Origin of the sequence: Paenarthrobacter sp. NPDC090517 (assembly GCF_044769165.1) — a bacterium.
Classification (GTDB): domain Bacteria; phylum Actinomycetota; class Actinomycetes; order Actinomycetales; family Micrococcaceae; genus Arthrobacter.
This window is the reverse complement of the sequence record NZ_JBIVXN010000001.1, coordinates 105,370-131,373: the sequence shown is the minus strand read 5'-3', so window position 1 is coordinate 131,373 and position 26,004 is coordinate 105,370. Positions and strand designations below refer to the sequence as shown.

General features: G+C 62.1%; 24 protein-coding genes. 12 read left to right on the top strand and 12 right to left on the bottom strand.

Translation table 11 applies throughout. The features are described 5' to 3' along the window. Window positions 1-67: 67 nt before the first annotated feature. Window positions 68-2,710, bottom strand: coding sequence for a DNA polymerase I (gene polA / locus ACIQTW_RS00585; protein ID WP_402936153.1), 2,643 nt, complete (start codon window positions 2,708-2,710; stop codon window positions 68-70). A gap of 160 nt (window positions 2,711-2,870) precedes the next feature. Between polA and ACIQTW_RS00580 the strand changes: the two genes are divergently transcribed. After that, window positions 2,871-3,335: a hotdog fold thioesterase gene (locus ACIQTW_RS00580; RefSeq protein WP_402932559.1), complete on the top strand. Its 465-nt coding sequence runs from the start codon at window positions 2,871-2,873 to the stop codon at window positions 3,333-3,335. 31 nt (window positions 3,336-3,366) lie between these two features. On the opposite strand, the gene ACIQTW_RS00575 is transcribed toward ACIQTW_RS00580, so the two are convergent. The 5 genes from ACIQTW_RS00575 to ACIQTW_RS00555 form a co-directional block, all read right to left on the bottom strand. After that, window positions 3,367-3,906, bottom strand: a complete 540-nt coding sequence (locus tag ACIQTW_RS00575; RefSeq protein ID WP_402932556.1) for a dihydrofolate reductase family protein — start codon at window positions 3,904-3,906, stop codon at window positions 3,367-3,369. Between the two features lie 31 nt (window positions 3,907-3,937). Then, window positions 3,938-5,074 (bottom strand): hypothetical protein, encoded by a 1,137-nt coding sequence (locus ACIQTW_RS00570; protein ID WP_402932553.1) that lies wholly within the window; start codon window positions 5,072-5,074, stop codon window positions 3,938-3,940. 96 nt (window positions 5,075-5,170) lie between these two features. Next, window positions 5,171-5,392 (bottom strand): hypothetical protein, encoded by a 222-nt coding sequence (locus tag ACIQTW_RS00565; protein ID WP_402932550.1) that lies wholly within the window; start codon window positions 5,390-5,392, stop codon window positions 5,171-5,173. Further along, entirely contained in the window at window positions 5,389-6,594 is a 1,206-nt protein-coding gene (locus tag ACIQTW_RS00560; RefSeq protein WP_402932547.1) for an anion permease, read from the bottom strand. The genes ACIQTW_RS00565 and ACIQTW_RS00560 overlap by 4 nt, the downstream gene beginning before the upstream one ends. Window positions 6,595-6,775: 181 nt before the next feature. Next, the gene (locus tag ACIQTW_RS00555) at window positions 6,776-7,288 is read right to left on the bottom strand and encodes an HAD domain-containing protein (protein ID WP_402932544.1); all 513 of its coding nucleotides are present in this window, start codon (window positions 7,286-7,288) and stop codon (window positions 6,776-6,778) included. Between the two features lie 149 nt (window positions 7,289-7,437). On the opposite strand from ACIQTW_RS00555, the gene kynA reads away from it, so the two are divergent. Genes kynA through ACIQTW_RS00540 form a run of 3 tightly spaced genes read left to right on the top strand, consistent with a single transcriptional unit; the run spans window position 7,438 to window position 10,484 of the window. After that, window positions 7,438-8,307 carry a tryptophan 2,3-dioxygenase gene (gene kynA / locus ACIQTW_RS00550; protein WP_402932541.1) on the top strand — a complete coding sequence of 290 codons (870 nt, stop codon included), beginning with the start codon at window positions 7,438-7,440 and terminating at the stop codon, window positions 8,305-8,307. Between the two features lie 46 nt (window positions 8,308-8,353). Continuing rightward, entirely contained in the window at window positions 8,354-9,592 is a 1,239-nt protein-coding gene (locus ACIQTW_RS00545; protein ID WP_402932539.1) for a kynureninase, read from the top strand. A 7-nt stretch (window positions 9,593-9,599) separates the two neighbouring features. Further along, on the top strand, window positions 9,600-10,484 hold the full coding sequence (locus tag ACIQTW_RS00540) for a PaaX family transcriptional regulator C-terminal domain-containing protein (RefSeq protein ID WP_402932536.1): 885 nt from the start codon (window positions 9,600-9,602) through the stop codon (window positions 10,482-10,484). 7 nt (window positions 10,485-10,491) lie between these two features. Here ACIQTW_RS00540 and ACIQTW_RS00535 read toward each other — a convergent pair whose 3' ends face one another. After that, a complete protein-coding gene (locus ACIQTW_RS00535; RefSeq protein WP_402932533.1) occupies window positions 10,492-11,223 on the bottom strand; it encodes a GntR family transcriptional regulator in 732 nt (243 codons plus the stop codon). 142 nt (window positions 11,224-11,365) lie between these two features. On the opposite strand from ACIQTW_RS00535, the gene ACIQTW_RS00530 reads away from it, so the two are divergent. The 5 genes from ACIQTW_RS00530 to ACIQTW_RS00510 all read left to right on the top strand — a co-directional run bounded on the left by ACIQTW_RS00530 (window position 11,366) and on the right by ACIQTW_RS00510 (window position 16,082). Beyond that, window positions 11,366-12,304 (top strand): N-acetylglucosamine kinase, encoded by a 939-nt coding sequence (locus ACIQTW_RS00530; RefSeq protein WP_402932530.1) that lies wholly within the window; start codon window positions 11,366-11,368, stop codon window positions 12,302-12,304. Window positions 12,305-12,396: 92 nt separating this feature from the next. Continuing rightward, a complete protein-coding gene (locus tag ACIQTW_RS00525; protein WP_402936151.1) occupies window positions 12,397-13,536 on the top strand; it encodes an outer membrane lipoprotein carrier protein LolA in 1,140 nt (379 codons plus the stop codon). Further along, on the top strand, window positions 13,533-14,549 hold the full coding sequence (locus ACIQTW_RS00520) for an ABC transporter ATP-binding protein (protein WP_402932527.1): 1,017 nt from the start codon (window positions 13,533-13,535) through the stop codon (window positions 14,547-14,549). Before ACIQTW_RS00525 ends, ACIQTW_RS00520 begins: the two co-directional genes overlap by 4 nt. Window positions 14,550-14,613: 64 nt before the next feature. Then, entirely contained in the window at window positions 14,614-15,441 is an 828-nt protein-coding gene (locus ACIQTW_RS00515) for an ABC transporter permease (RefSeq protein WP_402932524.1), read from the top strand. Between the two features lie 20 nt (window positions 15,442-15,461). Then, entirely contained in the window at window positions 15,462-16,082 is a 621-nt protein-coding gene (locus ACIQTW_RS00510; protein WP_091467290.1) for an L-threonylcarbamoyladenylate synthase, read from the top strand. A 22-nt stretch (window positions 16,083-16,104) separates the two neighbouring features. Here ACIQTW_RS00510 and ACIQTW_RS00505 read toward each other — a convergent pair whose 3' ends face one another. Both ACIQTW_RS00505 and ligD read right to left on the bottom strand, forming a co-directional pair. Then, window positions 16,105-17,061, bottom strand: coding sequence for a serine hydrolase domain-containing protein (locus tag ACIQTW_RS00505; RefSeq protein ID WP_402932521.1), 957 nt, complete (start codon window positions 17,059-17,061; stop codon window positions 16,105-16,107). A 243-nt stretch (window positions 17,062-17,304) separates the two neighbouring features. Beyond that, window positions 17,305-18,330, bottom strand: a complete 1,026-nt coding sequence (gene ligD, locus ACIQTW_RS00500) for a non-homologous end-joining DNA ligase (protein ID WP_402932518.1) — start codon at window positions 18,328-18,330, stop codon at window positions 17,305-17,307. Between the two features lie 75 nt (window positions 18,331-18,405). On the opposite strand from ligD, the gene ACIQTW_RS00495 reads away from it, so the two are divergent. After that, window positions 18,406-19,071, top strand: a complete 666-nt coding sequence (locus tag ACIQTW_RS00495) for an alpha/beta family hydrolase (RefSeq protein WP_402932515.1) — start codon at window positions 18,406-18,408, stop codon at window positions 19,069-19,071. On the opposite strand, the gene ACIQTW_RS00490 is transcribed toward ACIQTW_RS00495, so the two are convergent. From ACIQTW_RS00490 to ACIQTW_RS00480, 3 genes are all read right to left on the bottom strand, one after another. Then, window positions 19,068-21,197 (bottom strand): elongation factor G-like protein EF-G2, encoded by a 2,130-nt coding sequence (locus tag ACIQTW_RS00490; protein WP_402932513.1) that lies wholly within the window; start codon window positions 21,195-21,197, stop codon window positions 19,068-19,070. The genes ACIQTW_RS00495 and ACIQTW_RS00490 overlap by 4 nt on opposite strands. Window positions 21,198-21,356: 159 nt before the next feature. Next, window positions 21,357-22,091 carry a M50 family metallopeptidase gene (locus ACIQTW_RS00485; protein ID WP_402932510.1) on the bottom strand — a complete coding sequence of 245 codons (735 nt, stop codon included), beginning with the start codon at window positions 22,089-22,091 and terminating at the stop codon, window positions 21,357-21,359. Between the two features lie 49 nt (window positions 22,092-22,140). Then, entirely contained in the window at window positions 22,141-22,758 is a 618-nt protein-coding gene (locus ACIQTW_RS00480; RefSeq protein WP_402932507.1) for a TetR/AcrR family transcriptional regulator C-terminal domain-containing protein, read from the bottom strand. 160 nt (window positions 22,759-22,918) lie between these two features. On the opposite strand from ACIQTW_RS00480, the gene ACIQTW_RS00475 reads away from it, so the two are divergent. Beyond that, a complete protein-coding gene (locus ACIQTW_RS00475; protein WP_402932504.1) occupies window positions 22,919-24,376 on the top strand; it encodes an APC family permease in 1,458 nt (485 codons plus the stop codon). Continuing rightward, window positions 24,366-26,000 carry an amidohydrolase gene (locus ACIQTW_RS00470; protein ID WP_402932502.1) on the top strand — a complete coding sequence of 545 codons (1,635 nt, stop codon included), beginning with the start codon at window positions 24,366-24,368 and terminating at the stop codon, window positions 25,998-26,000. Before ACIQTW_RS00475 ends, ACIQTW_RS00470 begins: the two co-directional genes overlap by 11 nt. Window positions 26,001-26,004 lie beyond the last annotated feature (4 nt).

Below are 26,004 nucleotides of genomic sequence, written 5' to 3'. Positions count from 1 at the left end.
GACGCCGGAGGGCGCGCCACCATCAAGGCGGCGCGCCCTCCGGCGTTCCATGGAATCCTTGCCCGGACTAGTGTCCGGCCTCGTACCAGCTGGAACCGACGCCAATCTGGACATCCAGCGGGACGGACAAATCAGCGGCCGAACCCATCTGGTCGATGACCAACTTTTCCACGGCTTCGCGTTCTCCCGGCGCAACTTCCAGGACAAGTTCGTCGTGGACCTGCAGCAGCATGCGCGACTTGAGGCCTTGGCTGGCAAGCTCCGCGGAAACACCCAGCATGGCGCGCTTGATGAGGTCGGCCGCTGAACCCTGGATAGGCGAGTTAAGCGCGATGCGTTCGGCTGCCTCCCGCGCCTGCCTGTTTGTGCTTGTCAGGTCCGGCAGGTAGCGGCGACGCCCCTCGATCGTGGCGGTGTAACCGTCTGTCCTGGCCTGATCCACTACTCCGCGCAGGTAGTCACGAACCCCGCCGAAGCGGTCAAAGTAGTCCTTCATGAGCGTCCGTGCCTCATCCACGGAGATTTCCAACTGCTTGGACAACCCGAAAGACGTCAGGCCGTACGCAAGGCCGTAGGACATCGCCTTCACCTTGGAGCGCATGGCACTGGTTACTTCGGCCGGCGGCACGTTGAAGATCCGGGATCCGACGAAGCGGTGCAGGTCCTCGCCGTCACGGTACGCCTGGATCAGCGCTTCGTCGCCCGAAAGGTGAGCCATGATGCGCATTTCGATCTGCGAGTAGTCGGCCGACAACAGGCACTCGTAACCTTCGCTGACTACGAAGATGCCGCGGACACGGCGTCCTTCCTCGCTGCGGACCGGGATGTTCTGCAAGTTGGGGTTGTTGGAGGAAATGCGGCCCGTGGCTGCGATGTTCTGGGCGTATGTGGTGTGGATGCGTGCGTCGTCCGCCACGGACTTCTTGAGGGTCTCCACCATCTGGGCAAGCTTGGAGGACTCCCGGTGCGCCATGAGTTGAACCAGGAATTCGTGACCTGTCTTCTCCAGCAGCCCCTTCAGTGACGCAGCATCCGTGGTGTAACCGGACTTGATTTTCTTGGTTTTGGGAAGACCAAGTTCGTCGAAGAGTACCGTCTGGAGTTGCTTGGGTGAACCGAGGTTGACCTCGTGCCCAATCGCCGCAAAAGCTTGCTCCTGGGCATTCTCGATCACCTTTGTGAGGTCTGCCAGCTGCTCATCCATGCGGTCCGTGGACACAAAAATGCCGGTGAGTTCCATTTGGGCCAGCACACGCGCCACCGGGAGCTCAAGGGTGGTCAAGAGGGCATCGGCCTTGCGTTCTGCAAGCTCCTTTTCGAAGTGCTTGCTAAGGGCATGCACGACGGCGGCTTGCTGGACGAGGGCTGCTGCGGCAGCTTGATCTGTTTCACCTGAGAGGTCAAGCTCAAGCTGGCCGGACTGGGCAGCGGCCGTGGCCAGTGAGATCTTCAAGTGGACCTGGGCGAGCTCGGCGAGGTCATAGCTCCGGCGGTCCGGCTGGATCAGGTAGCCGGAGATGGAGGTGTCATCAACCACGCCTTCCAGACCAAGGCCGCGGTTGTGCAGGGCCTTGAGGGCGGACTTGAACTCATGCAGGACCTTGGCTTCCTCGGGGTCCTTGAGCCAGCGGGCCAGGACCGCCTCAGCGGCGGCATCGAGTCCTGTCAGTTCGATGTAGGCAGCTCCGTTGTTCCTGACAACTGCCAAGGCACTCGCATCGTCACCTACGCGTCCGGGCACCACCTGCACTGCCAGTGACGAACGCACGCCGGACCCCGCGGCGAAGAACGACTCCAGTTCTGCAGCCTCCGTAAGAACGGAAAACTCGGGAGCATCGATGGTGTCCGGGGCATCTCCGGCGGTGTCGTCACCATAGAGATCAAAAAGACGGGTCCGGAGCGTCCGGAACTCCAGCTCCTCGAACAATTCCTCGATGGCCTGGCGATCCGGACGGGGCTCGTGCAGATCCTCCAACGTGATGGGCAACTCGAGATCCGTCAGCAACTGGTTGAGCCTGCGGTTGCGCTTGACGTTCTCAAGGTTTTCCTTAAGGGCCCCGCCAACCTTGCCACCGATCGCATCGAGGTTTTCGAGGATGCCTTCCAGGCCCCCATAGAGGTTGATCCACTTGGCAGCCGTTTTGGGCCCGACGCCCGGAACTCCGGGAAGGTTGTCCGCGGATTCGCCCACCAGGGCGGCGAGGTCCGAGTAAAGGCTGGGTTTGACGAAGTACTTTTCTTCGATGGCCGCGGCGTCCAGCTTAGGGATATTGCTCACGCCCTGCTTGGGGTACAGCACGAAGACGTTGTCATTGATCAGCTGGAACGAGTCCCTGTCACCGGAGACAAGGAGGACCTCGAAGCCGGCCGCATCACCTTGAGCCGCCAGCGTGGCCAGGACGTCGTCGGCTTCGTATCCGGGCATGGCAATGGTCCTGATGCCCCAGGCTTCCATGACCTTGGCTATGAGGCCGATCTGGCCGGCAAACTCCGCTGGGGTGGCGTTGCGACCACCCTTGTATTCGCTGTACTCGGCCTTGCGGAACGTCGTGTCGTCAGAGACATCGAAGGCTACGGCTACGTGGGTGGGTTTCTGGTCCTTGATCAGGTTGATCAGCATGGACGTGAAGCCATGCACGGCATTGGTGTACTGCCCCCTGGCAGTGGAGAAGTTCTCAGCAGGAAGGGCATAGAAAGCCCGGAAGGCCATGGAATGGCCGTCCAGGACCAGCAACCTTGGCCGGCCTTCCCCCGTGGCGCTGGTGGATGCTGTGGCAGAGGGGGTGGGTGCTGTAGCGATGGCAGCAGCTTGGGCCGTTGGAACCTGGTCCGGTTTGGTTGTTTCACTCACAGGTGCCAGCCTAGTTGGCATGATGGACAATTTCACGCCGAACCGGTTTGTCGACGAGCTCAATGAGGCAGGTGTTCCCGAAGAGTTCCACGATTGGCTCTCAGCGCATGGCGTTGGTGCGCTGGTGGTGAAACTGGGCATTCGGTTCACGGAAATGAGCGCAGAGCGAATAGTGGCCACCATGCCGGTGGAAGGAAACACGCAGGTGGCGGGCATACTCCATGGCGGCGCGCATGTTGTCCTGGCTGAGACTTTGGGATCATTCGCCGCATCCCTCCACGCCGGTAAAGGTCGCCATGCGGTGGGCATCGAGGTGGGGGCAACCCACCACCGTTCCGTTGCCAGCGGCATGGTGACAGGCACCTGTACTGCCATTCATCTGGGTGGGACCTTGGCCACCCACGAGATCGTTATCACTGATGACAAAGGGCGCAGGCTCTCAACTGCCCGGATCACCAACATGATCCGCGACAACCGTCACTGAGCCGGGATCGTCACTGAATGAATCTGAAGCGTCACGGCAATCGGTAGTGCAGTTCGGCGGCCGCCCCACCCAGGATTTTGGACGAAACCAACTCAAGTGGCGCCGTCGGGCCGTTGAGCGGCAACAACCGCTTTCCTGCCCCCAGCACCACCGGAATGATGGTGACGATCATCTCGTGAAGCAGGCCGGCATTGGCGAATTGGGCCACGAGGTCGCCTCCGCCCACCAGCCAGACGTTCTTGTCCCGGGCGTCCTTGAGCAGGTCCGGGGCGAACTCCCGGACGTCACCCCGGACAAAGGTGATATCCGAACCGGCCGGAGCGGAGTATTCGTGGTGCGTGAACACCCAGCAGGGCGTGTCCGGATACGGCCATTTGCCGGGTTCGTGTTCCATAAGCCAGCGATACGTATCGCCTCCCATGGCGATACAGCCGACACCCGCCATGAAGGACTCGATGCTCTCGTTCACGCCATCAACCTGGTCGAACTGCAGGAGCCAGCCAAGGTCGTCGTCCGGCGAAGCGATGAAGCCGTCAATGGTTGAAGCTACGTAGTACTGGAAAATCGACATGGCCTCAGACTAAGACATGATCCCGGGCGAGTCAGTGGACAGGACTTCCCCTACCGGGCAGAGTCTTTGCCGGCTTTACAGCGGGTGCTTCATCGTCCTGCCTGGAATCCGGTGGCGTCGCAGCTTTATTCGGCGGACGTGGGGTGTTGCCGTCAACGGCGGAATCGTCATAAAAGAAGGTCACCGTTCCGGCGACATCCACCGTGTCCTTGATGGAAATCCGGATGGTGTCCCTTCCGTCGGCCGGGGGCATTCGCAGGTACAACGTTTGATAGTCCCCTCCCCCGGCCACGATGTCCGGAACTGTGGGAACACCGTCGAACAGGATCTCTCCTATCCGCACGTAATAACCGTCCAAGCGGACAATGGTGCCACCTGTCCCGGGACCTGAGGCGCGGGTCAACCCGCGGACGGGCCGCAAGTCCTGGTCAACCACGGTCAGCCCGATCAATTGCCGCGGGCACGCTTCTCCGGGTGACGGCTCCGCTTTGAAGATACCGCCGGGATTGCTGCGGTACTGCGCCACGACAGATGCGGACGTGGCAGCCACCCTGAACTCAAGGCATTGCCGTTGCGGGATCCGTGGGGTGGTGGCGACCGCGGCGGACGCCCGCTGCCAGTCCTCCTGGCTTCCGGTCTGAAGGGCGCGGCAGACGGCGGCACCTGCCAGCCAGACAGCAGCATCCGCTTCGCCTGCCACGCTTTGCGCCAAAGCCTCGCACTGGAATTGCTGGAGCAGGAGATACCGCTGGCCCGGGGCTGGATCATTTGGCCCTATGGGTCCGGTGGGCACCCAACTCACCACGATGGGATCCTGGGAAGGCACCTCGGGGCCTGGTGTCACCTGCGGTTGCGCGGTGGCGCTGGAACCGTCGGCGGGCTCGACTTCGGTGGGTTCCGGTGTCGCGGTCCTGGCATCCGCAGAGCTCGTCTGCGACGGGATGTTTTCTGCTGTGGCGTCCCCTAACGGGGTGCCCTCCGGCTGCGCCGTTTGTGTGGTGCCTGCCTGAGCCGTGCTGGTTGGCGACTGAGTGGCCGCTGTTGGTGAGGCCGATTTCGAGACAGGCGGGAGACCGTCTTGACCAGGAGGCAGGCAGGCCGAAAGTCCCAGCATCAGGACCGGAACCAGCGCCAGTCCGATGAGATGCTCCAGGGTTCGGCACGTCATCACAACCCCACATCTGCCGGATCAAAACAACGCAGCTATCTGCATAACTACACTGCCGATTATTCTCCCGAACGGACCTGACGGCTAGAAAGGCGGCTATTTTGCGAAGTAGGGCACGATCAAGTAGATACCGAACAGGACGGCCAGTGCGCAGAGACCAAAACAAACAAAGGCCAGCGAACGGACCAAAGCGGGCGATTTCTGCCTGGCGTCACCGGCGATGGCCGTGAGGCGTACGCCCAACGAATAGAGCACGACCAAAGTAACCGCGGCCACGAGGGTGACTCCGGCCACCTGCAGCAATTCCAACCATTTCATCGCTGCACATCCTCGCTGGTGGTGGTCTTTCGGGACTTCTTCTTCTTACGGAACCGCACGGCGTGGCCGGCCTCTTCAACCTCGACGGCGTTGTGGTGGCCGACGTGCGACCTACGCGATACCACGAACATGAAGAGGACAGCGGCCGTTCCCACCACTGCGGCAATGACCACGCCAACGACGCCGATGCTCACCAGGAGAGCTGTCAGCGCACCGACGATGGCCGAGGCCGGGAGGGTAAACAACCATCCCAGGGCGATCTTTCCTGCCGTGCCCCAGCGGACAGATGTGCCCTTGCGGCCGAGGCCTGAGCCGATGACCGAGCCCGAGGCAACCTGTGTAGTGGAGAGGGCAAAGCCCAAGTGGGATGAGGCCAGGATGGCAGAGGCTGTACTGGTTTCAGCGGAGAAACCCTGAGCCGGCTTTACTTCGGTGAGGCCCGAGCCCATGGTGCGGATGATGCGCCAGCCACCAGCGTACGTACCGATCGCGATGGCGAAAGCGCAGGCAGCTATGACCCAGAACTGGGGACCGCTGCCCGGTGCCTGCGTACCTCCTGCGATGAGGACCAAAGTAATGATGCCCATGGTCTTCTGGGCGTCATTGGTACCATGCGCCAAGGCCACCAGGCTTGACGTGAAAATCTGTCCAGTGCGGAAGCCGCCACGTTTCTGCGTGAGCTTGTCACCGGTTTCAGGATCATGCCGCGAAGTCAACGCATATGCGAGGCGGGTACAGATGTACGCCACGAGACCTGCGATGAGCGGCGCGAAGATAGCGGGCAGGATCACCTTCTGAAGCACGGTCTCGAAGTTGATGGAATGGAAGCCGATGCCCACAACTGCTGCGCCGATGAGGCCGCCGAACAGTGCGTGCGAGGAACTCGACGGCAGGCCCTTGAGCCAGGTAATCATGTTCCAGAGAACAGCCCCCATGAGACCGGCAAAGATGATGTCCGGGGTGATGTGGATGCCGTCCGACCCTTCCCGGATCAGTCCACCGGAAATGGTCTTGGCCACTTCCGTGGAGAGGAACGCGCCCACGAGATTGAGCACGGCGGCCAGGGCGACGGCCGTCTTGGGCTTGATCGCCCCCGTAGCGATAGGCGTAGCCATCGCATTGGCAGTGTCGTGAAACCCGTTGGTGAAGTCAAAGAAAAGGGCCAACGCTATTACCAGCGCGACCATGAAGGTGATATCCACCTGTTGCCCAATCTGCAGAGTCGTCGACGTTCAGCAGTTTCACTTCCCCATACCTGCCATCCACAGCATAGTTCAGCAATTGTTCAACTGACTCGGCTTGTGGGATTCACTCTGGCGGGCTTGAAACCTTAAGAATCCTACGTGCCATCCGGTGAGCGGACAAACGTGCGAATGCTCCGGTTCAGCCCAGGTACGCCCGTACGGCCGCGAGGTCGCCACGGGACAGGCCCTTCCGGGGATCCGGTGAGATGCAGAGCACACGATCCTGCCTGTATTCGGCCCAGGATCGGGCATCGGACTCCTGGCTGAGTTGGTCGTCCAGCCAAATGATCCGCTCGCTGCCGGCAGTGGCGAGATCCCTTTGGAGGGCCGTCAATTTCCACCATTCGGCACCTTCATCCCAGCCTTGGCTGGACAGCACTGGCCAGTCATGCCCTTTCAAGCCGATGGCAGGGCACAAAAACTCGGGGGCCAGGCGCTCCCAAGTAGTAAGCCAGACGAAACGGGCCGCGGGATGCGCCGCCAAGTCGTTGAGTTCGGCGACAGCTTCAGGCGCATAAGCGACATCGAGAATTCCTGCATCTGCAATGGTCCATTCGCCACCCCAGTCAGTGGTTCCCGTGGGGCTGAAGGGGTTCACCACGCCGTCGACATCCAGATAAACGGACACCGGCGTGCCTTCGCTGGAGTTCATGGCCAGACCCCTTCCCCAATGGTTGAACATCAGCCTACGGGACACCGGTGCGTGGAGCGCTGGAAGAGTTGGACCGCCGGAAGCAAAGCGGAAAAAATAGGAGTAAATCATTCTCTTGACGTTCGTCATGGAAGTGATAATCTCGAAGTATGGAAAAGCCCACAGTCCATTCCGCCCAAAGCGTCCGAGATATTGAGGACACTGTCCGCACGGATTTCCGGCATGCAATGTCGTACGGCGGATATCTGGACCTTGACCGCCTGCTCAGCTCCCAGCACCCCCTCAGCGAACCCGAACACCACGATGAGTTGCTGTTTATCATCCAGCACCAGACCAGCGAACTCTGGCTGAAGCTGGTCCTGCACGAACTGCTGGAAGCCCGGCGCCTCTTCGACGCCGATAACCTTGGCAAGGCCCTAAAGTGCATCGCCCGGGTAAAGGCCATCCAACGCACCATGACCGAGCAATGGTCCGTGCTTGGAACGCTCACACCCCGTGAGTACGCGCAGTTCCGCGGTTTCCTGGGCAGCTCGTCCGGCTTCCAGTCCTACCAATACCGGGGCGTTGAATTCCTGCTCGGCAACAAGAACCGTGGAATGCTGCGCGTCTTCGAAAGTGAACCCGAGGCTCATACGTTGCTCGGCAAGCTTCTTGAGGAACCCACCTTGTACGACGCCTTCCTCAGGGTCCTCGCGCGCGCCGGTTACGACATCCCGGCCGACATTCTTGACCGGGACACGAGCGAGCCGTGGACATTCCGCAAGGATCTGGTCCCTATCTTCCAGAAGATCTACGAATCGGACGATACCCCCTGGGGCCTCTACGAAGCCTGCGAGGACCTGGTGGACATTGAGGACAACTTCCAAGCTTGGCGCTTCCGCCACCTTCGGACGGTCCAACGCACCATCGGCTTCAAGGTAGGCACCGGCGGATCCTCAGGCGTGGACTTCCTTAAGCGCGCCTTGGACCTCACGTTCTTCCCCGAGCTGTACGCCGTCCGAACCGAAATCGGCAATTAGCAACGCCGCCCGGCCACTGCCGCCCAATACTTCCGCAGGAGGAACCATGACCACAGCACAGCAGACCCAAAAGCCGACGGCGGCCGAGCTGGACGCCGCTGATCCCCTCGCCGCCCAGCGTGATGCTTTTTACGCCCCGGACGCCGATCAGCTCGTCTCATATCTGGACGGCAACTCACTCGGACGTCCGCTGAAGGTCACCTCCGCGAATCTGGCTTCTTTCGTTCAGGACGCTTGGGGCAGCCGCCTCATCCGCGGGTGGGATGAGCAATGGATGGACGAGCCCACCGTAGTGGGCGACCGCATCGGCGAAGTGGCCTTGGGGGCTGCTCCGGGACAGACCACCGTGGGTGACTCCACCTCGGTGATGCTCTACAAGATGATCCGCGCTGCGGTCGACGCGCAGCCAGGCCGCGACGAAATTATCATCGATCGCGACAACTTCCCTACGGACCGGTTCATCATCGAGGGCATCGCAGAGGAGCGCGGGGCGAGCATCAAATGGATCGCCGCGAACCCTGCCAGTGGCGTGCGGGCGGAGGACCTGGACGGGCTGCTCGGCGAACGGACCGCCGTGGTTGTCCTCAGCCATGTGGCCTACCGCTCCGGATTCCTGGCAGATGCCGCAGGAATCACCGCCAAGGTGCACCAAGCCGGTGCCCTCATGCTGTGGGACCTGTGCCACTCCGTTGGCTCCGTGCCTCTGAACCTGGACGAATGGGGCGTTGACCTTGCCGTCGGATGCACCTACAAGTACCTCAATGGCGGGCCAGGTTCACCGGCCTTCGCCTACGTCAATGCGTCACAGCAGGATCGTTTGCAGCAGCCCATCTGGGGTTGGATGGGTGCGGATAACCCGTTCGGGATGACGGAGTCGTACAAGCCCGCGCAGGGCATGCGCAGGTTCATCACGGGAACGCCTCCGGTGTTGGCCATGCAGCCCCTGAAGGACATGGTGGAGTTGATCGGCACCGTGGGAATGGATGCCGTCCGTGAAAAGTCGATCAAGCTGACCGAGTATGCGATCGTGCTCTCCGAGGAACTCCTGGTGCCGCTTGGTGCGGAGATTGTGAGTCCCCGCAATCCCGCCGAACGTGGCTCGCACATAACGGTGGACCACCCGCTCTTCGCCGATGTCACCGCCAAGCTGTGGGAAAAGGGTGTCATCCCCGACTTCCGCCCTCCTCACGGCCTGCGCATTGGACTGTCACCGTTGAGCACAAGCTACGCCGAGGTTGAGCTGGGAGTCGCAGCCATCCGCGACGTCCTCTCGGAACTTCTGTGAGCCGGAAGTGAGTGCCGTCCTCGACGACATGGACTCCCGCCCCGGGAGTACAACGTCGCTTCTGCGCACCGTCATTGGCCTGTATCTGCGTGATGCCGGAGGGTGGATGTCCACCAAGGACATAGTGACCCTCATGGAGGCCCTGGGTACGTCCGGGACAGTAACCCGGACGGCTCTGGGCCGTCTCCGCAAGAAAGATGTGCTGTTGCAGGAGAACCGTGACGGTGTCCCCGGGTTCACCCTCACAGAAGGCGCTGCAACCATGTTGGCCCGTGGGGATCGCCGGATCTACAATCCGCGCAGCATGTCAACGTCGGATCCCTGGTGCCTGATCTCTTTCTCCATCCCCGAGACGGAGCGCGAGAAGCGGCATCAGTTACGGCGCAGGCTCCACTGGATCGGCTGCGGTACGGTAGCCGCCGGCTTGTGGATTTGCCCTGATTCGCTTCGGGTGGAAGTGGAAGAAATTCTTGCCGACCTCGAGCTCCGGGCCATGGCCACGATCTTCGTAACGGATACACCACTGGTGGGTGGAGGCCTTCAGGATGCTGCGGCCAAATGGTGGGACCTGGAGGCTGTCGCCGGTCTGCATAGGGACTTCATTCGTCAGCATGGCAACGGCAGCGGCAACGGCAGCGGCGCGCTTCCGCTGCATGCCGGCCAATCGTTGGAGCCCTCCCCTGAAGCTTTTGCTACTTACGTCCATTGCATCGACACGTGGCGGATCATCCCGTACCTCGACCCTGGTTTGCCTTCGGACTTCCTGCCTGCAGATTGGCCCGGGGCCGAGGGCATTGCCCTATTCAGCCGAATCGTTGCTGCCTATGCGGAACCGAGTGCCGAGTTTGTGCGCAACACATTGCAGCAAACCGTCGGGGCTAGCGTTTCCTGATGGCAGATTAGCTCCCTGACTTCACACGCGACACGAACCGGAACCTGTCGCCGCGAAATGCGCTGCGGGTCCACTCCACCGGGGCGCCACCCGCATCCCTGGCCAGGCGGTGGACCACCAGCAATGGCGCTCCCATTTCTATTCCCAGCAGCCTGACGTCCGCCGGGCCGGCAAGTGCCGTCTCGACAGTGTCCTCGACGTCGGCCACCTTCACCCCGTAGACATCTGCCAGAACGGCATAAAGCGAGCCCGCTTTAGCCAGGTTGGACTTGAATCGCGGCAGTTTCCCCGGAAGCCAGGCGATCTCATGAGCCAACGGCTCCCCCTCAATCAACCGGATCCGCTCCAGCCGGGTCACCTGGTCACCTTGGTCAAGCCCCAGGTGGGCGGCGACCTCCGCATCAGAACGGACGACGTTGAGGGCAATCACCGTGGAATCCGGCCGCAGGCCCTGAGTCCGGGCGTCATCCGAAAAGGAGGTCAGCTGCCGGACGTGCGTCACCTTAGGCGGCGCGACGAACGTGCCGTGGCCTTGGATGCGCCCCAGCTTCCCCTCCGCCACAAGCTCGCTGATGGCCTGCCGGACGGTGGTTCGGGACGTTGTGTACTTTTCGGCAAGGGCGCGCTCGGTGGGAATCAGCGTGCCCGGTTGGAGTCCGGCTATAAGCCCGAGTACCTCGGTTTTCAGGAGGTAGTATTTGGGCGTTACATGCTCGACTTCGCTGGACATATTGAACATCCTAGTTATGGACAACGCCATTGGTCTATGCCAATGTTGATCGAGTTGGTCTAAACCCACTCTGGAACCGCATCCGAAGACCGTCACTTATCCGAAAGTTCGCACCCGAAACGAAGGGACGTCAGTTGGAGGAAATACAGCAGTGGAACACCACCGAGTCGGCGGAGATCCTGTGACTCCCGCTGTTCTTGGCCTCCACATAGGCGGTTCCAAGACGCACGCTCTCAGGTCCGATACAGCACACGGCGACGCTGACTCCCGGGGTGGCTCCGGCGTCGAAATCACCGAAGCCAGCGCCAACCTGTCCTCCGTTGGGCACCAAGGCGCCGATGCGGTGCTGCGCCGGATCGCCGCGAGCGTGGGCGGCGGAATCCAAGCCGTATGTGCCGGAGCAGCCGGAGCAGACACCCCGGCAAGCCGTGCAGTCCTCTCCGCCTTACTCACGGAGCATTTCCCCGGCGCCAAAATCGACGTGGTGCATGACACCCGAATTGTCTTGGCGGCAGCAGGCCTGGACGCCGGTGCCGTGGTGGTTGCGGGAACCGGGTCTGTGGCGTGGGGCCGGAACCGGGACGGACGGGAAGCCCGTAGCGGAGGTTATGGGTACCTGCTGGGAGATGAAGGCGGTGGCTACTCGGTGGTGCGCGACGCCGTCCGGGAGGCGCTCCGCGAGTACTACGCGGGGCTGGAGCCCGGCACCCTGGTCAGAGCACTCATGGCGGCTACGGCCAGCGTGGATGCCTTGCAACTCATGGACTCCTTCTACGCCAAGCCCGAACCTGACCACTGGGCCGGCTTGGCCCCGCTTGTCCTGGACCTGGCAGTCGAGGGCGATCCCGCTGCGTTGCGCATCCAGGCAGAGGCCGCGCACTCGCTGGCTACGCTTGCCCGACAAGTCATGGGCGAGCTCGGATTGGACCTTCCGCTGGTCATGGCCGGCGCCCTGTTAGTGAATCAGAGCCAGCTCGCCGCGGCCGTGACACGAAAGATGTCCTTGGAAGATCCGTCCTTAATCCGCATCCTTGCCCAGCCCCCGGTCCACGGCGCAGTGGAATTGGCCCGGCAGCTGGTTGAAGCCTGAGTCAGCTGTTCCGGGAGTAATCGGGCAGGTGATCGGCGCAGCCAACCGGAGTAGTCTGGATTCATGCCTCTCACGATCGGTGGTTGGTAGCATTGGCGCGGACCAGGCAGCGGTGGCTGCCGGCTCTGTTGATTCCTCTTGCCTTGGCGATTGCAGTCCTGTTTGGCTCGGTCCAAGCCGGCGCCTCCGTTTCCCTGCCGCCGAAGACCGCTGAAGAAATCCTGGCTATGATTGCGCGCACCGAGGTGCGGGCGTTGTCCGGCACTGTGCAGCAAACAGCCGAGCTGGGGTTGCCGGAAGTTCCCACGCCAGGTCCGGGCATCGCCCCGGGCGCCGTCTCTGCCCTGGAGTTCCTGACTGGCTCCCACACGGCCCGGGTCTATGTGGATGGACCTTTGAGGACGCGGTTGCAGGTTCTGGACCAGATGGCCGAACGTGACGTGGTCATCAATGGCAGAGATGCCTGGTTCTACAATTCGAGGGACAACAGCGCTACGCATCTGACCGTACCTGCCAAACCGACCGCTACGGAGAAATCTGAGCCGCACATGCTCCCGCCGGATATGACTGCGCCGGATATGACTGCGCGGGACATGCCAACGCCGGAGGCCATGGCCAGCCGTTTCCTTGCGGCCGTGGATGCCAGCACAGAGGTGTCAGCTGCTGATTCTTCAATAGTGGCGGGCCGCAGCGCTTACTCATTGGTCCTTAATCCACGCAGCACCGAAACCCTGGTTGATTCGGTGACCATCAACGTCGACTCCGAAACCGGACTGCCTTTGGGTGTCGAGGTGAGGGCCAGCGGACAGGCCGAACCAGCGTATTCGCTCGCATACACCCGGTTGGACCTTTCCACGCCGGACGCGGAGTTGTTCAATTTCACCCCGCCGCCGGGGGCCACCGTCACTGAGAAAGTACTGCCTGTGAAGCCGGTGCCTTCCATGGCGGTGCCATCTGTGCCGGTACCCGATCAGGCCCGCCCGGTACCTGACATGCGCGGTCCCGGAGCATCCGTCACTGGCAAGGGTTGGGATTCCGTGATCTCCTTGCCCGCCGGTTCCGCTCCGGCGGAGCTCACGTCCGATCCCCAGCTATCCCAAGCCTTGCAGCCTGTTCCCGGCGGCCGGGCCTTGACCACCTCGCTGCTGAGCGTGTTGATTCTCGACGACGGTCGCGTCTTTGCGGGCACGGTGCCTCTGGAACGGCTTCAGTCAGCCGCTGCCGCCCAGTGAACGAAACCCGGACCGCCGCGTCGATTGGTGCAACTGAGCGTACGACATCCGTCCCCTCGCATGATCTCGCCATAGAAACGCATGGACTCGTAAAGCGGTTCGGTCACCGGTCAGCGGTGGACGGCATTGACCTTGAAGTACCCCGCGGCTCGGTGTTCGGCTTCCTGGGACCGAATGGATCTGGGAAAACCACCACCATCCGGGTGCTGCTGGGCCTGGCTTCGGCAAGCAGCGGTGACATCCGCGTCCTTGGCAGGGAGATGCCTCAGGCATCGGCTTCGGTGCTCCCCGACGTCGGCGCTTTGGTGGAAGGTCCGGGCTTCTACCCGTTCCTCTCCGGGACGGGAAACTTGATGCGCTTGGATGCGGCCGACCGTCATGGGGCGTCGTCAAGCAGGCGGCAACGTGTCCGCGACGCCCTTGAACGGGTGGGACTGGGGCACGCCGCCGGGAAGAAGGTCCGCGCCTACTCCTTGGGCATGAAGCAACGCCTCGGTTTGGCGAACGCAATGCTCAGGCCCCGGGAGCTCCTGGTTCTGGACGAACCAACCAATGGCTTGGACCCCCAGGGCACCCGTGAAGTCCGCAACCTGGTTCGCTCCCTCGCCGCGGGCGGGACCACAGTGTTCGTCTCCAGCCATTTGCTTGCCGAGGTGGAACAGATGTGTACCCACGTGGGCGTCATGAGCGCCGGCCGCCTTGTGGCACAGGGCCCCTTGGAGGAGCTGGGAGCTGCTGGTCAGGCACACGTTGTAGTGCAAACGCCCGACGTCGAACTGGCGTCCCAAGTGTTGAGGCGCCTTGGCCTGGTTCCCGGCGAAGCACCGGGAACCGGCAGTCCGTGGGGCACCACTGCAGTGTTAGGCACCGGGATTAATGGACGCGAACCGGAGTCGATCGTGGCTGCTTTGGTTGCTGACGGTGTCCGGGTCCGCGGCTTCACAGTGCAGAACGCGAGCCTGGAAGAACGTTTCGTGTCCCTGACCGGGGAGGGATTCGACGTTGTCGGCTGAAACTGCTGGCCCTTCCCACGAAAGTGGCCCTTCCCACGAGACTGGTCCGCCCCAAGAGACTGCAATGCGTCCTGGCATCGGATTGGCACTCCTGGGCTCAGAAATGTCAGTGCTGTTCCGGCGGCTTCGGACGTGGGCCATGCTGATCGCCCTCGCCGCCGTACCTGTTTTGATCGCAGTTGCCGTCAAGTTGTCGTCCCGTCCCACCGCTCCCGGTCGCGGTCCACTGTTCCTGGACCGCATCACCCAGAACGGGCTGTTCGTCGCGGTTACTGCCTTGGTGGTCTGTGTTCCTTTGTTCCTGCCACTTACTGTCGGCGTGGTGGCCGGGGATACCATCGCCGGGGAAGCCAACCTGGGAACCTTGCGGTACTTGCTCCTCGCTCCGGCCGGGCGGATACGCCTGCTGCTGGTGAAGTATGCAGGGGCCGTCGCTTTCTGTTTCGCCGCTACCGCCACCGTGGCAGCTTCCGGAGCCTTGGCCGGCGTCGTACTTTTCCCTGTGGGTCCGGTGACTTTGCTGTCAGGGGACACCATCAGTGTGGGCGAGTCGGCGTTGAGATCATTGCTGATCGCTGCGTACATCACGGTATCCCTGCTGGGACTCTCCGCAATCGGGCTCCTGATCTCCACCTTCACGGACGTGCCGGTGGGCGCCATGGCTGCCACCATAGTGCTCTCTGTTGTCTCGCAGGTGCTCGACAACCTGCCCCAGCTTGAATGGATGCATCCCTGGCTGTTCAGCCACCACTGGCTCGGCTTCGCGGACCTGCTGCGGCAGCCGATCTCGTGGACATCGTTCGGGGATAACGCACTCCTCCAAGCAGGTTACATCGCGGTTTGCGGCGCGCTGGCCTACGCAAAATTCTCCAACAAGGACGTCCTGTCATAGCTTTGTCGTAGGCTCTTTCCATGGCCAGATTCTTTGACGTGCACCCGGAAGATCCCCAACCACGCGCCATCGGCCAGGTGGTGAACATGCTCCAAGGCGGCGGCTTGATCGCCTACCCTACTGACTCCTGCTACGCGCTCGGCGCACAGATAGGCAACAGGGAAGCTTTGGACCGCATCAGGACCATCAGGCAACTCGACGACAAACACCATTTCACCCTGGTCTGCAAGGACTTCGCCCAGATGGGGCAGTTCGTCATGCTGGACAATGACATTTTCAGGAGCATCAAGGCTGTCACCCCTGGCAGCTACACGTTCATCCTCCCGGCCACACGTGAAGTTCCCAAACGGCTTCTGCATCCCAAGAAGAAAACCGTGGGCGTGCGCATCCCGGATCACCGCGTGGTTCAGGCGCTCTTGGCCGAGCTGGGCGAGCCCTTGCTCTCCAGCACGCTCCTGCTGCCGGATGAAGAAGAACCGCTGACCCAGGGGTGGGAAATCAAGGAGCGCCTCGACAACCAAGTGGACGGCGTTATCGATGCCGGCGACACCGGCTCGGAGCCCACCACCGTGATTGACTTTTCCAGCGGCGTGGCCGAAGTTGTGCGTTATGGAACGGGTGATCCCTCCCGCTTCGAATAAACCGCCGGAGTGTTGCTGGCCGCTACCGGAATTGGAAACGGCACCCCGAGTTCAGGGCGACTTGTGCAACGCCTGTCATCTCCAGTGCCAGCGCTGACGGCTGGGAGGAGAATGGCTGCGGCGGATAGGCCATGAAAATGGACAGTTGACGGTTGCCATCGGCGCTGCTGATGGCAATACTTCCGTACCCGGGGATGTCCCCGGCGTGGCCGTAGTAGAAGCCGTTGGTGCAGCGGTCATCCCAGTGGTCCAGGCCGAGGCCATAGTCACCAAACACCGTGCCCTTCATCTCGATAAGGCTGGCCGGGGACAGTAACTGACCCCTCAGCAGCGCGGCTTGGAAGACGGAGATGTCCTCCACGGTGGACACCAGCCCTCCGTTGGCGATTCCGTCCGGGAGCCTGGTGCCGGTAACGTCCACGGTTTCTCCCGCCACTTGGACGTAACCGTGGACTACATCATCGGGGACAGTGGAGCCTGCATTCAGAAACTCCGTTGATTGGAGGTTCAAAGGTGTCAGGACGTCCGTTCGCAAGACAGCCCCCAGCGGCGCGCCTCGAAGCTGCTCCACCACCCGGATCAACAGGGCATCGGCATCGGGCGCCGCAGCGTCGGCCAGGGCATCGGCTTCGCCAAGAAGCTGACGGATCGTCACCGGACTACCTGCAGTGAGTGCGCCGGGAAGGTACGCCGTGACGGGGTCCTCCAACCCCAACCGGCCCTCTTCCACGAGCTTCATGACGGAGACTGCCAACATCGTCCGGAACTGGTCCCCTACAGGGAAACGGTCCCCCGGTTGTACAGCAGCCTGTCCCTCCCGGGTCAGGACTCCTTCTGCGAGCGTCCATTCCTGCTGGCCAACCTTGGCCTTGATGAGGACAGCCGATGCCCCTTCTTGCAGCTTCTCCCGTGAGAAGAGTTCAAGGGTGGCGCGGAGCTCCTGGAACGCAGGGGTGGTTACAGCGCTCGCCGTGGGCACCGGAGATGTGGTGGGTGTGGGTGCTGCGGGAGGGGCCGTCGTCGAAGGTGGAACTGTTGTTGGCATGAGCGGTACGGAGGTGGTGGGCTGAATCGGCTGCGGTTCGGGGGGTTCGGTGCAGGCGCTGAGGAAGAAACTGCTGAGCACCAATCCGCTGGCAAGCCAGCCGCATGCGAGGGCGGTAGTCGGTATCCCCCTCGGTGGACGTCGCGGCACACGCACTCCCGCTGCGGTCTCTCCGGCCTACTCCTCCGGCGTGCGAGCCCGGCTCGGCTGCACGCGCATGGGTTCGCCCGGCATCTTGGGGAATTCCGGTGGGAAGGGCATTTCGCCCTGACCGTTCTTGACGTCGCGCTCCCACCACTTCAGCAGGACGTCGATGTCTCCCGGGTGGTCGTGCATGGATTTCCACGGGTCGCCCACTTTAGCCAAGCGATCCGGGACTGTCTTGATGGTGTACTTCCCAGGATCGGCGTTCTCCAGTTCGTCCCACGTCAACGGGCAGGACACCTGGGCCGTGGGTACTGCACGGGGACTGTAGGCCCCGGCAATAGTCCGGTCCCTGTTGGCTTGGTTGAAGTCCACGAAAATCCTGGTCCCGCGTTCTTCTTTCCACCAGGCCGTAGTGACCTTCTCCGGCATGCGCCGCTCCAACTCGCGTCCGGCAGCAATCACTGCGTGACGGACATCCAGGAATTCATGCTTGGGATGGATAGGTGCATAAATGTGGAGACCACGGTTGCCGGAGGTTTTGATGAACGCCGTAAGTCCGGCTTCTTCCAGTACGGAGCGCAGTTCCAGGGCGGCCGGGATGGCGTCGTCGAAGTCTGTGCCAAGTTGGGGATCCAGATCGATCCTGAGCTGGTCCGGGTTGTCGGGATCATTGGCCCGGGACGCCCAAGGGTGGAACACCACGGTATTCATTTGGGCTGCCCACACTGCAGCCGCCGGCTCGTCGATCACCAACTGCGGGTGGGAACGGGCGCTGGGGTAGGTTACGGGCACGGACCGGACGTACTCCGGGGCGCCTTTGGGCGGGTTCTTGGAGAAGAACATTTCGCCTTCAATGCTGCCCGAGTACCGCTGGAGGCTGATCGGCCGGTTCCCGTTTGCCGTTACGAAAGCCTCGCCGACGTCGATGAGGTAGTTGGCAAGGTCCAGCTTGGTTAGTCCCGCTTCAGGCCACATCACCCGGCTGGGACTCGAAATCCTGACCTCGCGGGGGCCGTCAGGACCAGGGACAGTAACAGTGGTTGCTTCGCTCGCCATGGCCACAAGCTACCGCGTTTAGGCCGTGCGCGTCAGCACCCGGGACGTTTTGGTTTTGTGGGCAATGATGGAGGCATGCCAAACACTGAAACATCCGTGACCATAGCCGTCGGTGAAACCGAAGTGTCCGCCCTCCACATCCGGCCGCCGCAGCCCTTCGCCACCCTTGTTGTGGCACACGGAGCGGGAGCCGGAATGGAACACCCGTTCCTTGAAGGTTTCGCCAAGGCGATGGCAGTGGAAGGCGTAGCCACGTTGCGCTTCAACTTTCCCTACCGAGAGGCTGGCAGGCGTTTTCCGGACCGCCCGCCGCTGGCCATCGCCACCTGGCGGGCAGTCATGGACAAAGCAGCTGAGCTAGGCGACGGTGAGCCCCTTTGGGCAGCGGGTAAATCCTTCGGTGGACGCATGGCTTCCATGGCAGTAGCCGAGGGCATGCCCGCAGTGGGTTTGGTGTACCTCGGCTACCCGCTCCACGCACCTGGCAAGCCGGAGAAACTGCGGGATGAACACCTCTACGGCGTCACTGTTCCCATGCTTTTCCTCCAAGGCACACGCGATACGTTCGCTACGCCGGAACTGCTGGAGGCAGTGGTGGCGAAGATAGGCCCGACCGCGACACTCCAGTGGAGCGAGGGCGGTGACCATTCGTTCGCGGTCAAGGGCCTGAAACGTGGGGCGGCCGAGGTTGGGGCGGCGCTTGCCCCGGCAGTTGCTGCTTTCTTGCGGGCGAACGCCTAGACCTGCTTCGGCAGGGGTTCGTGGCGAAGGAAGGACCGACGAAAACGGCCCGTCCCTGCAGTGAGGGCACGGAGTTCTATGGCATACCGAAGGAGCTCCTGATCCGGCACTTCGGCACTGATTTCCGTTCCTTCACCGTCAGCGGCGGTAGTGCCGGTCACACGGCCCCTGCGTCCGGACAGATCACTCATCACCGCGCCCACGTATTCGTCGGGAACGCTGATTACAACGGATGAGACGGGTTCCAGCAGCTGGATCCTGGCCGTGGCCGCAGCTTCCCTCAGGGCCAACGCGCCGGCCGCCTGGAAGGCTGCGTCGGAGGAGTCCACACTATGGGTTTTTCCACCTACCACCGTCACCTTGATGTCCACCACAGGGAATCCGGCGGAGACACCCTTCAGCATTTGTGAGCGGACGCCCTTCTCGACGGATGTGACAAATGTCCCGGGGATTGCCCCGCCCACGATTTTGTCCCTGAACTCGAAACCCTCACCGCGGGCCAGAGGCTCCACCTCAATGTCACAGATAGCGAACTGTCCGTGGCCGCCGGATTGCTTGACATGCCGCCCATGTCCGGTTGCCTTGCTGGCAAAGGTTTCCCTGAGGGGCGTGATGACATCCACGGTCTGGAGTTTGACACCCTGGTTCCGCAGCCTGTCCAGGACCACCTCGGCGTGGGCCTCTCCCATGCACCACAGGATGAGCTGGTGCGTATCCTGGTTGCGTTCCAAACGAAGTGTTGGATCGGCTGCCGCAACCTTTCCGATGCTCTTGGCAAGTGCGTCCTCATCACTGCGCGATGCCCCTTCAATAGCTACAGGCATCAAGGGCTCGGGCATGTTCCAGGTCTCGATAAGTAGCGGCGCCTCACGGTCCGAGACTGTGTCGCCTGTCTCTGCGCTGGCCAGCTTGCTGATGGCGCAGATGTCACCGGCAATGCACAGCGGAATGGCCTTAAGGCTCGAACCCACAGGTGAGTAGAGATGGGTAATGCGCTCATCGGCGTCGTGGTCCTCATGCCCCCGGTCCGCCAAGCCCCTGCCGCCGATATGGATTGAAGAGTCTTCCCGCAGGGTCCCTGAAAAGACCCGCACCAAGCAGACGCGGCCGAGGAAAGGATCCACGGTGGTCCGCACTACTTCTGCGGCAAGTCGTCCGGCCGGGTCACACGGCAAGGGCTTCAATGAGGAGCCGTCCAGTTTCATCACCGCCGGGGTGATTCGTTCCAACGGCGACGGCAAGGCATCTGCCAACAGTGCCATGAGTTCGGGAAGGCCCAGGCCCGTTTCGGCCGACGTCGGCATAACCGGGAAGAAGCTGCCCCGTGCCACCGCAGTTTCAAGATCATTGATGAGGTCCGCAAGGGGCAGTTCTTCACCGCCAAGGTACCTGTCCATGAGGGTTTCATCTTCGCTTTCGGCGATGATGCCTTCGATCAAGGGTGCCCTGGCTTCTTCGACATCCGAAACCGGCTCCAGGTCCTCATTCGCAGTGTCGTCGGGATTCTCGCTGGCGTGGAGCACGCCGATGAGTCCGGCGTTGCCCACCGCTGGGAGATACAGCGGGAGGACAGCCTCACCGAACGCTGCCTGGCAACGCGCGACGGCGGCTCTGAAGTCAGCGCGGGGATGGTCCAGTTTGCTGATTACCACCGCTCGAGGCATCCGGATCTTCTCGCACTCGCCCCACAACGCGACAGTGGCACCGTCAATTCCGTCAACAGCAGACACAACGAAAAGGGCCGCATCTGCGGCCCTCAAACCAGCGCGCAGTTCGCCGGTGAAGTCGGTGTAACCGGGGGTGTCGATCAGGTTGACCTTGATGTCCCCCACAAGAACCGGGGCTACGGACAACGTGACGGATCGTTGCTGGTGGATCGCGGAGGGGTCCGAATCACTGACAGTGGTGCCTTCGCTGATGGAGCCCATCCGGGTGATGGCACCCGTTGCGGCCAGTAAGGCCTCCACCAGCATCGATTTGCCAGAGCCTGAATGCCCCACGAGTGCCACGTTCCGGATCTTTGCCGGATTGCTGGCGGCCAAGACGGCTCCGTTGTCACCGCGCTTGGCGTCGGTGGCGCCAGGTCCTGTTCCTTTTGCTGTTTCGCGCGTGCCCTTCGCTGACATGGGCACCTCCTGGTGTTGTATCCCGGCACGGTGTCCGAACACATCCAGTTCGAACGTTAAAGAGGATTGGACACCCTGAAGCGACCACAGGGCAAGGCCTGGCGGCGACGAAAGCCGGACTATCGGCGTCGGAGCCAGGAGCGCCGGTGAACAACGGCACTAAACCGTGAGTATCCCCCACAGCAACCACACCGACGCTACGGCGCATCCAGTGATCACCACCGTAAATCCGGTCAACCATACGAATGCAGGCACGCCGGTGGTTCGGCCCAGAATGAAGGCATCAGAGGCGGCCAAGCGGTCGCGGCGTCGGGTGTGTACGCCGGCAAGTTTGAATAGATCCCTGACACCGCCCACGGATAGGGCGACACCGAGCACAAGGACTACATAGTTGACTACTGTGGGAGTCGCGAACAGGATCAGGAGTTGCGCGATGGCAGCGCTCAACACGGCCACAAGGATCCCAGTGAGGTTCCTCAGGAAGATGAGGGAAACCAGCAGGATCAGCGCCCCGATGGACATGGCCGCGCCGGACCTGCCAGAGGCAAAAGCTGCGATCAGGCACAAACCGACCACTGCCGGCGCGGGATAGCCCCAGAATCCGGACCACGCTGCCCCGAAGGGACTCCGGCCACTGCTGACAAGACGCCCCGAATGGTCGAGGCCGATTCGGAGCCCATGGACAAAGCGTCCCGTCATGAGTGCGGCGTAGGCATGGCCCAGCTCATGGACGAAAGTGACGTAGAGGCCGAACCACCTCCAGGTTGCACGGGGGATGCTCAGGACGACGGCGCACGCGAGGATGCCCAGCAGGGCAGGTATGGGCACTGCGGTGGTGTGCGTGTCGGTGAAGCCGCGGACCACCGCTTCCCACCAATCTTGCGCGAGATTCAAGGCGTCCTCCAGAATCCCGGAGCTCCCGGAGCTACCGGTGCTACCGAATTCACAGCACCGTCGACTGAAGACGGGAATGCAGTCCGGCTATGAGGATCTCGAGGCCGAACTCGAAGGCTGCCTCGCCTCGCTCATCAGTGGGTCCGGCATGAGCCAAGGCGCTGGTGAGGGCGGGGTACCCCTGCGCCGGTGGCGCCCAGACGACGTCGGGAGCTGCCAGGTCCAGCGCGAACCCCAGGGCGAAACTATCAATGGTGGAAATCGCTGACATAACATCCCGGCCCCGGAATCCTGCTGCTTCGAGGGCCACCGCCAGGTTCTCGTAGAGGGCCATGACTTTGTCATCCTGAACGGTTTGGAGTACCAGCAGGGGCGCGAGTTTTGGGTGCCGAGCGAACGCGTCGCGATAACTCCGGACGATGGCTCGAAGTGACGCCTCCCAATCCCGTTCGTCCTCCAGGACGTAGGGGCTCTCGGAGATGATCCGGCCACGCATGAGCTCAAGGATCTCCTCCCGCCCACTGACATGGTTGTAGATGGAGGACTGGCTCACACCGATCCGCTTGGCCAGTTTTGGCAGGCTGAAGTCCCCTGCCTCGTCCACCAGCTCAAGGGCGGCGGTGACGAGCGCGTCAATCGATATCAGTGGGACCAGCGGGCGTGCCATACGGGTGTCTCCATTCGAGGTTGTTGTTACGACTCTAGCCAGAAGTTTGCGTCGAGGTATTGTGCGCGGGGTCACAAGGACCTACGATAAACGAAAGCCTTTCGCTTTATGTTCGGCTTCTCTTGAAAGCTCCCCTCCCCGAATACCCCAGAGGATCCCCATGTCTGACCTCGAAACCCGACCCCCGGCAGCAGACGCCGGAAATGGGCTCAAACGAAATGCCATAGGCACCGGCGGTATTGCCTTCCTGGTAATCTCGGCAGCAGCTCCCCTCACCGTGATGGCCGGCGTGGCACCTGTAGCAATCGGCGTTGCGGGCATAGGCGCCCCCATGGGCTACGCCATTGCCGGAGCTGTCCTGCTGGTCTTCGCCGTCTCCTTCATGGCCATGACCAAACACGTCAAAGCCGCCGGCGGCTTCTACACGTACATCACCTTGGCCATGGGCAAAACCGTGGGCCTGGCCTCAGCCATCCTGGCAATCGTTTCCTATAACTGCCTGCAAATCGGCGTCTACGGATTGTTCGCCGTCCAAACCCAAGCCATGCTCCTCGCACTCTTTGGTTGGGACGTGCCCTGGCCTGCCGTCGCTTTGGTGGCAATCGCGGCCGTGTGGTTCCTGGGATACCGAGGCATCGATGTTGGCGCGAAAGTCCTTGGCGTCCTGCTCATCGCAGAGACTGCGATCCTGGCCATCATGGGCTTCGGAATCCTTGCACGCGGCGGCGCTGAAGGCATCAGCTTCGCCTCGTTCTCCCCCGAGCATGCTTTCACTCCGGGTGTCCTGGCCATCCTGGCTGTCTGCTTCGCAGCATTCATGGGCTTCGAGTCCACCGTGCTGTACCGCCGCGAGGCACGAAATCCTGACAAATCCGTCCCCCGGGCAACCTACATCGCAGTGGGTTTCATGTCCGTCTTCTATGCCTTCATTGTGTGGACCGTCATCCAGGCCTACGGCGATGGAAACGTGGTTGTTGCCGCCGGCGAACTGGCCGATGGAATGTTCTTTGCCACAATCAACCAGTACGTAGGCCCTTGGGCGGAAGTAGTCATGTACGTGCTGATCGTGACCAGCGTCTATGCGTCCCAGCTGGCGTTCCACAACGCCATCAACCGCTACGTGTACATGCTCGCCAAAGACGGCGTGCTGCCCGCGTTCCTTGGCAGGACCCACCCCAAGTACAAGTCACCGCATCGCGCCGGGCAGATCCAAACCATTCTGGCCGCCGTCGTGATCATCATTTGTGCCGTCGCCGGCGCGGACCCCTACAAGCAGCTGCTGATCTGGGTCAACACGCCGGGCATCTTTGGGATCGTGGCCCTTCAAGGCCTCGTGTCGGTAGCAGCCTTCATCTACCTGCGGCGCAATCCCACCGCAGCCACACACCGATTGCTCATTCCCCTGAGCGTGACATCAGCCATCCTGCTGTTCGGCGTGGTGGCACTGATCGCCATCAACATCGAACTCCTGACCTTTGCGGATGCGCTAACGAACACCATCCTGCTCCTGGTCGCGCCCGTCGTATTCCTCGCAGGATTGCTGATTGCCCGCAGGCTGCGCACCAGCCGTCCTGACGTCTTCTCCCGGATTGGAAGCTTTGAAACCCATGACTCCTGACCTCATCGTCCTTGCCGACACCGTTCACACGATGGATGGGCGAGACCACGACCGGCCTGTCCAAGCCGTCTCCGTCAGCGGCGGGTTGATCGCCGCCGTCGGAAGCCGCCAAGACGCCAGGGACTGGCAACGGGCGGGAACACGGGTACTGGACCTCGGTAACGCAACGCTCACGCCCGGATTGGTGGATTGCCATATCCACCCGGTGTTCGGCTTGGACCTGACAATCGGCGTGGACCTCGCCGCCGCTACGTCGCTGGATGAAGTGCTCACACTTCTGCGGGCAGAAGCAACGCACGACGGCGGCTGGTTGCGAGGATGGGGACTGAACCCGAATGCCTTCGGAACAGTTCCGTTGCATCGCAGCGCGCTTGACGGCGTCTCCGGCGACCAGCCTGCATTCATCCGGTTGTTTGATGGGCATTCGGCATTGGCGAACAGCCGCGCCCTGGAGCTGGCCGGAATACATGGCCGATTGGAATTCGACCAAGCCTCTGAGGTGGTCTGCGACGCAGACGGCGTTCCCACAGGGCTCCTGCTCGAGGCTGCGGCCATGGAATTGGTTCAGCGCCACATCCCGCAAGAGTCTTTCGCCCAACGCAAAACGCGGCTGGCCGAGCTCCTGGGGAATTTCGCACGCTCGGGCATGACGGGCGGCCACATCATGGACCACAGCGAGGAATCCACCGCTCTCTTCCAGGCTTTGGAGGCGGACGGCGAACTCCCGCTACGGCTTCGGACCGCGCCGTGGTGCATGCCGGGCAGCGGTGAAGACGAATGGAAAGAACTGGCGCGCAGCATCGGCACAGGAGGCCGCCGCTGGTCCATCGAAGCCATCAAACTCTTCGTCGATGGCACGGTGGACAACGGAACAGCCTGGCTCTACGAACCTGATGTTCATGGCCAATCCACCGCACCGTTCTGGCCGCGGCCCGAGGAATACTCCGCCGCCGTCCGGTACTTCGCCTCCCGCGGTATCCCCACTGCTACGCACGCCATCGGCGATGCCGGGGTGGCCCACGTGTTGGAGGCCCTGGAATCGCTGCGAAACGACGTACCTGCTGACGTCCTGCGCCGTACCATCCACAGGATCGAGCACATTGAAACAGTTCCCGATGATCTGGTGGCACGCTTCAAGGGCGCAGGCGTGGTGGCCAGCATGCAGCCGACCCATTGCACCCACTACTCCCTTGCGGATCACAGCGACAACTGGTCAACGCGATTGGGTGCGGAGCGGGCGGACCGGGCATGGCGCTGCCGTGATCTTCGCGACGCCGGAGTGACTTTGGGTATCGGATCTGACTGGCCGATCGCACCCTACGAGCCGCTTCCAATCATCGCGGACGCCCAGCTGCGCCGTCGTTCGGGCAATCCTGAACAGGAACCCATCGCACCGTCCCAAGCCCTCACCGCGCTCCAAGCCTTGGAAGGATACACCTCCCACGCAGCGAAGGCTGCAGGTCAGTGGGACGTTTCGGGCTCCATCACCGTGGGCAAGCGCGCCGATTTCACGGCGTTCGAACTCGATCCCCTGGCAACAGCCCCGGACGAATTTGCCGCAAGCAGCGTGCTCGGAACGTTCTTGGACGGGGAAATCCAGTTCATGTTGGAGCGGCAGGCTTAGCCGG

Excerpts from the sequence above, each read along its gene's own strand:
- ACIQTW_RS00580 (WP_402932559.1), top strand. The coding sequence starts at position 2,871 with ATGATGGACAATTTCACGCCGAACCGGTTTGTCGACGAGCTCAATGAG.
- ACIQTW_RS00565 (WP_402932550.1), bottom strand. The coding sequence starts at position 5,392 with ATGAAATGGTTGGAATTGCTGCAGGTGGCCGGAGTCACCCTCGTGGCC.
- ACIQTW_RS00570 (WP_402932553.1), bottom strand. The coding sequence starts at position 5,074 with ATGACGTGCCGAACCCTGGAGCATCTCATCGGACTGGCGCTGGTTCCG.
- ACIQTW_RS00575 (WP_402932556.1), bottom strand. The coding sequence starts at position 3,906 with ATGTCGATTTTCCAGTACTACGTAGCTTCAACCATTGACGGCTTCATC.
- ACIQTW_RS00510 (WP_091467290.1), top strand. The coding sequence starts at position 15,462 with ATGGCCAGATTCTTTGACGTGCACCCGGAAGATCCCCAACCACGCGCC.
- ACIQTW_RS00495 (WP_402932515.1), top strand. The coding sequence starts at position 18,406 with ATGCCAAACACTGAAACATCCGTGACCATAGCCGTCGGTGAAACCGAA.
- ACIQTW_RS00545 (WP_402932539.1), top strand. The coding sequence starts at position 8,354 with ATGACCACAGCACAGCAGACCCAAAAGCCGACGGCGGCCGAGCTGGAC.
- ACIQTW_RS00480 (WP_402932507.1), bottom strand. The coding sequence starts at position 22,758 with ATGGCACGCCCGCTGGTCCCACTGATATCGATTGACGCGCTCGTCACC.
- ACIQTW_RS00490 (WP_402932513.1), bottom strand. The coding sequence starts at position 21,197 with ATGTCAGCGAAGGGCACGCGCGAAACAGCAAAAGGAACAGGACCTGGC.
- ACIQTW_RS00535 (WP_402932533.1), bottom strand. The coding sequence starts at position 11,223 with ATGTTCAATATGTCCAGCGAAGTCGAGCATGTAACGCCCAAATACTAC.
- ACIQTW_RS00515 (WP_402932524.1), top strand. The coding sequence starts at position 14,614 with ATGCGTCCTGGCATCGGATTGGCACTCCTGGGCTCAGAAATGTCAGTG.
- ACIQTW_RS00555 (WP_402932544.1), bottom strand. The coding sequence starts at position 7,288 with ATGAACTCCAGCGAAGGCACGCCGGTGTCCGTTTATCTGGATGTCGAC.
- ligD (WP_402932518.1), bottom strand. The coding sequence starts at position 18,330 with ATGGCGAGCGAAGCAACCACTGTTACTGTCCCTGGTCCTGACGGCCCC.
- polA (WP_402936153.1), bottom strand. The coding sequence starts at position 2,710 with ATGGCCTTCCGGGCTTTCTATGCCCTTCCTGCTGAGAACTTCTCCACT.
- ACIQTW_RS00470 (WP_402932502.1), top strand. The coding sequence starts at position 24,366 with ATGACTCCTGACCTCATCGTCCTTGCCGACACCGTTCACACGATGGAT.
- kynA (WP_402932541.1), top strand. The coding sequence starts at position 7,438 with ATGGAAAAGCCCACAGTCCATTCCGCCCAAAGCGTCCGAGATATTGAG.
- ACIQTW_RS00475 (WP_402932504.1), top strand. The coding sequence starts at position 22,919 with ATGTCTGACCTCGAAACCCGACCCCCGGCAGCAGACGCCGGAAATGGG.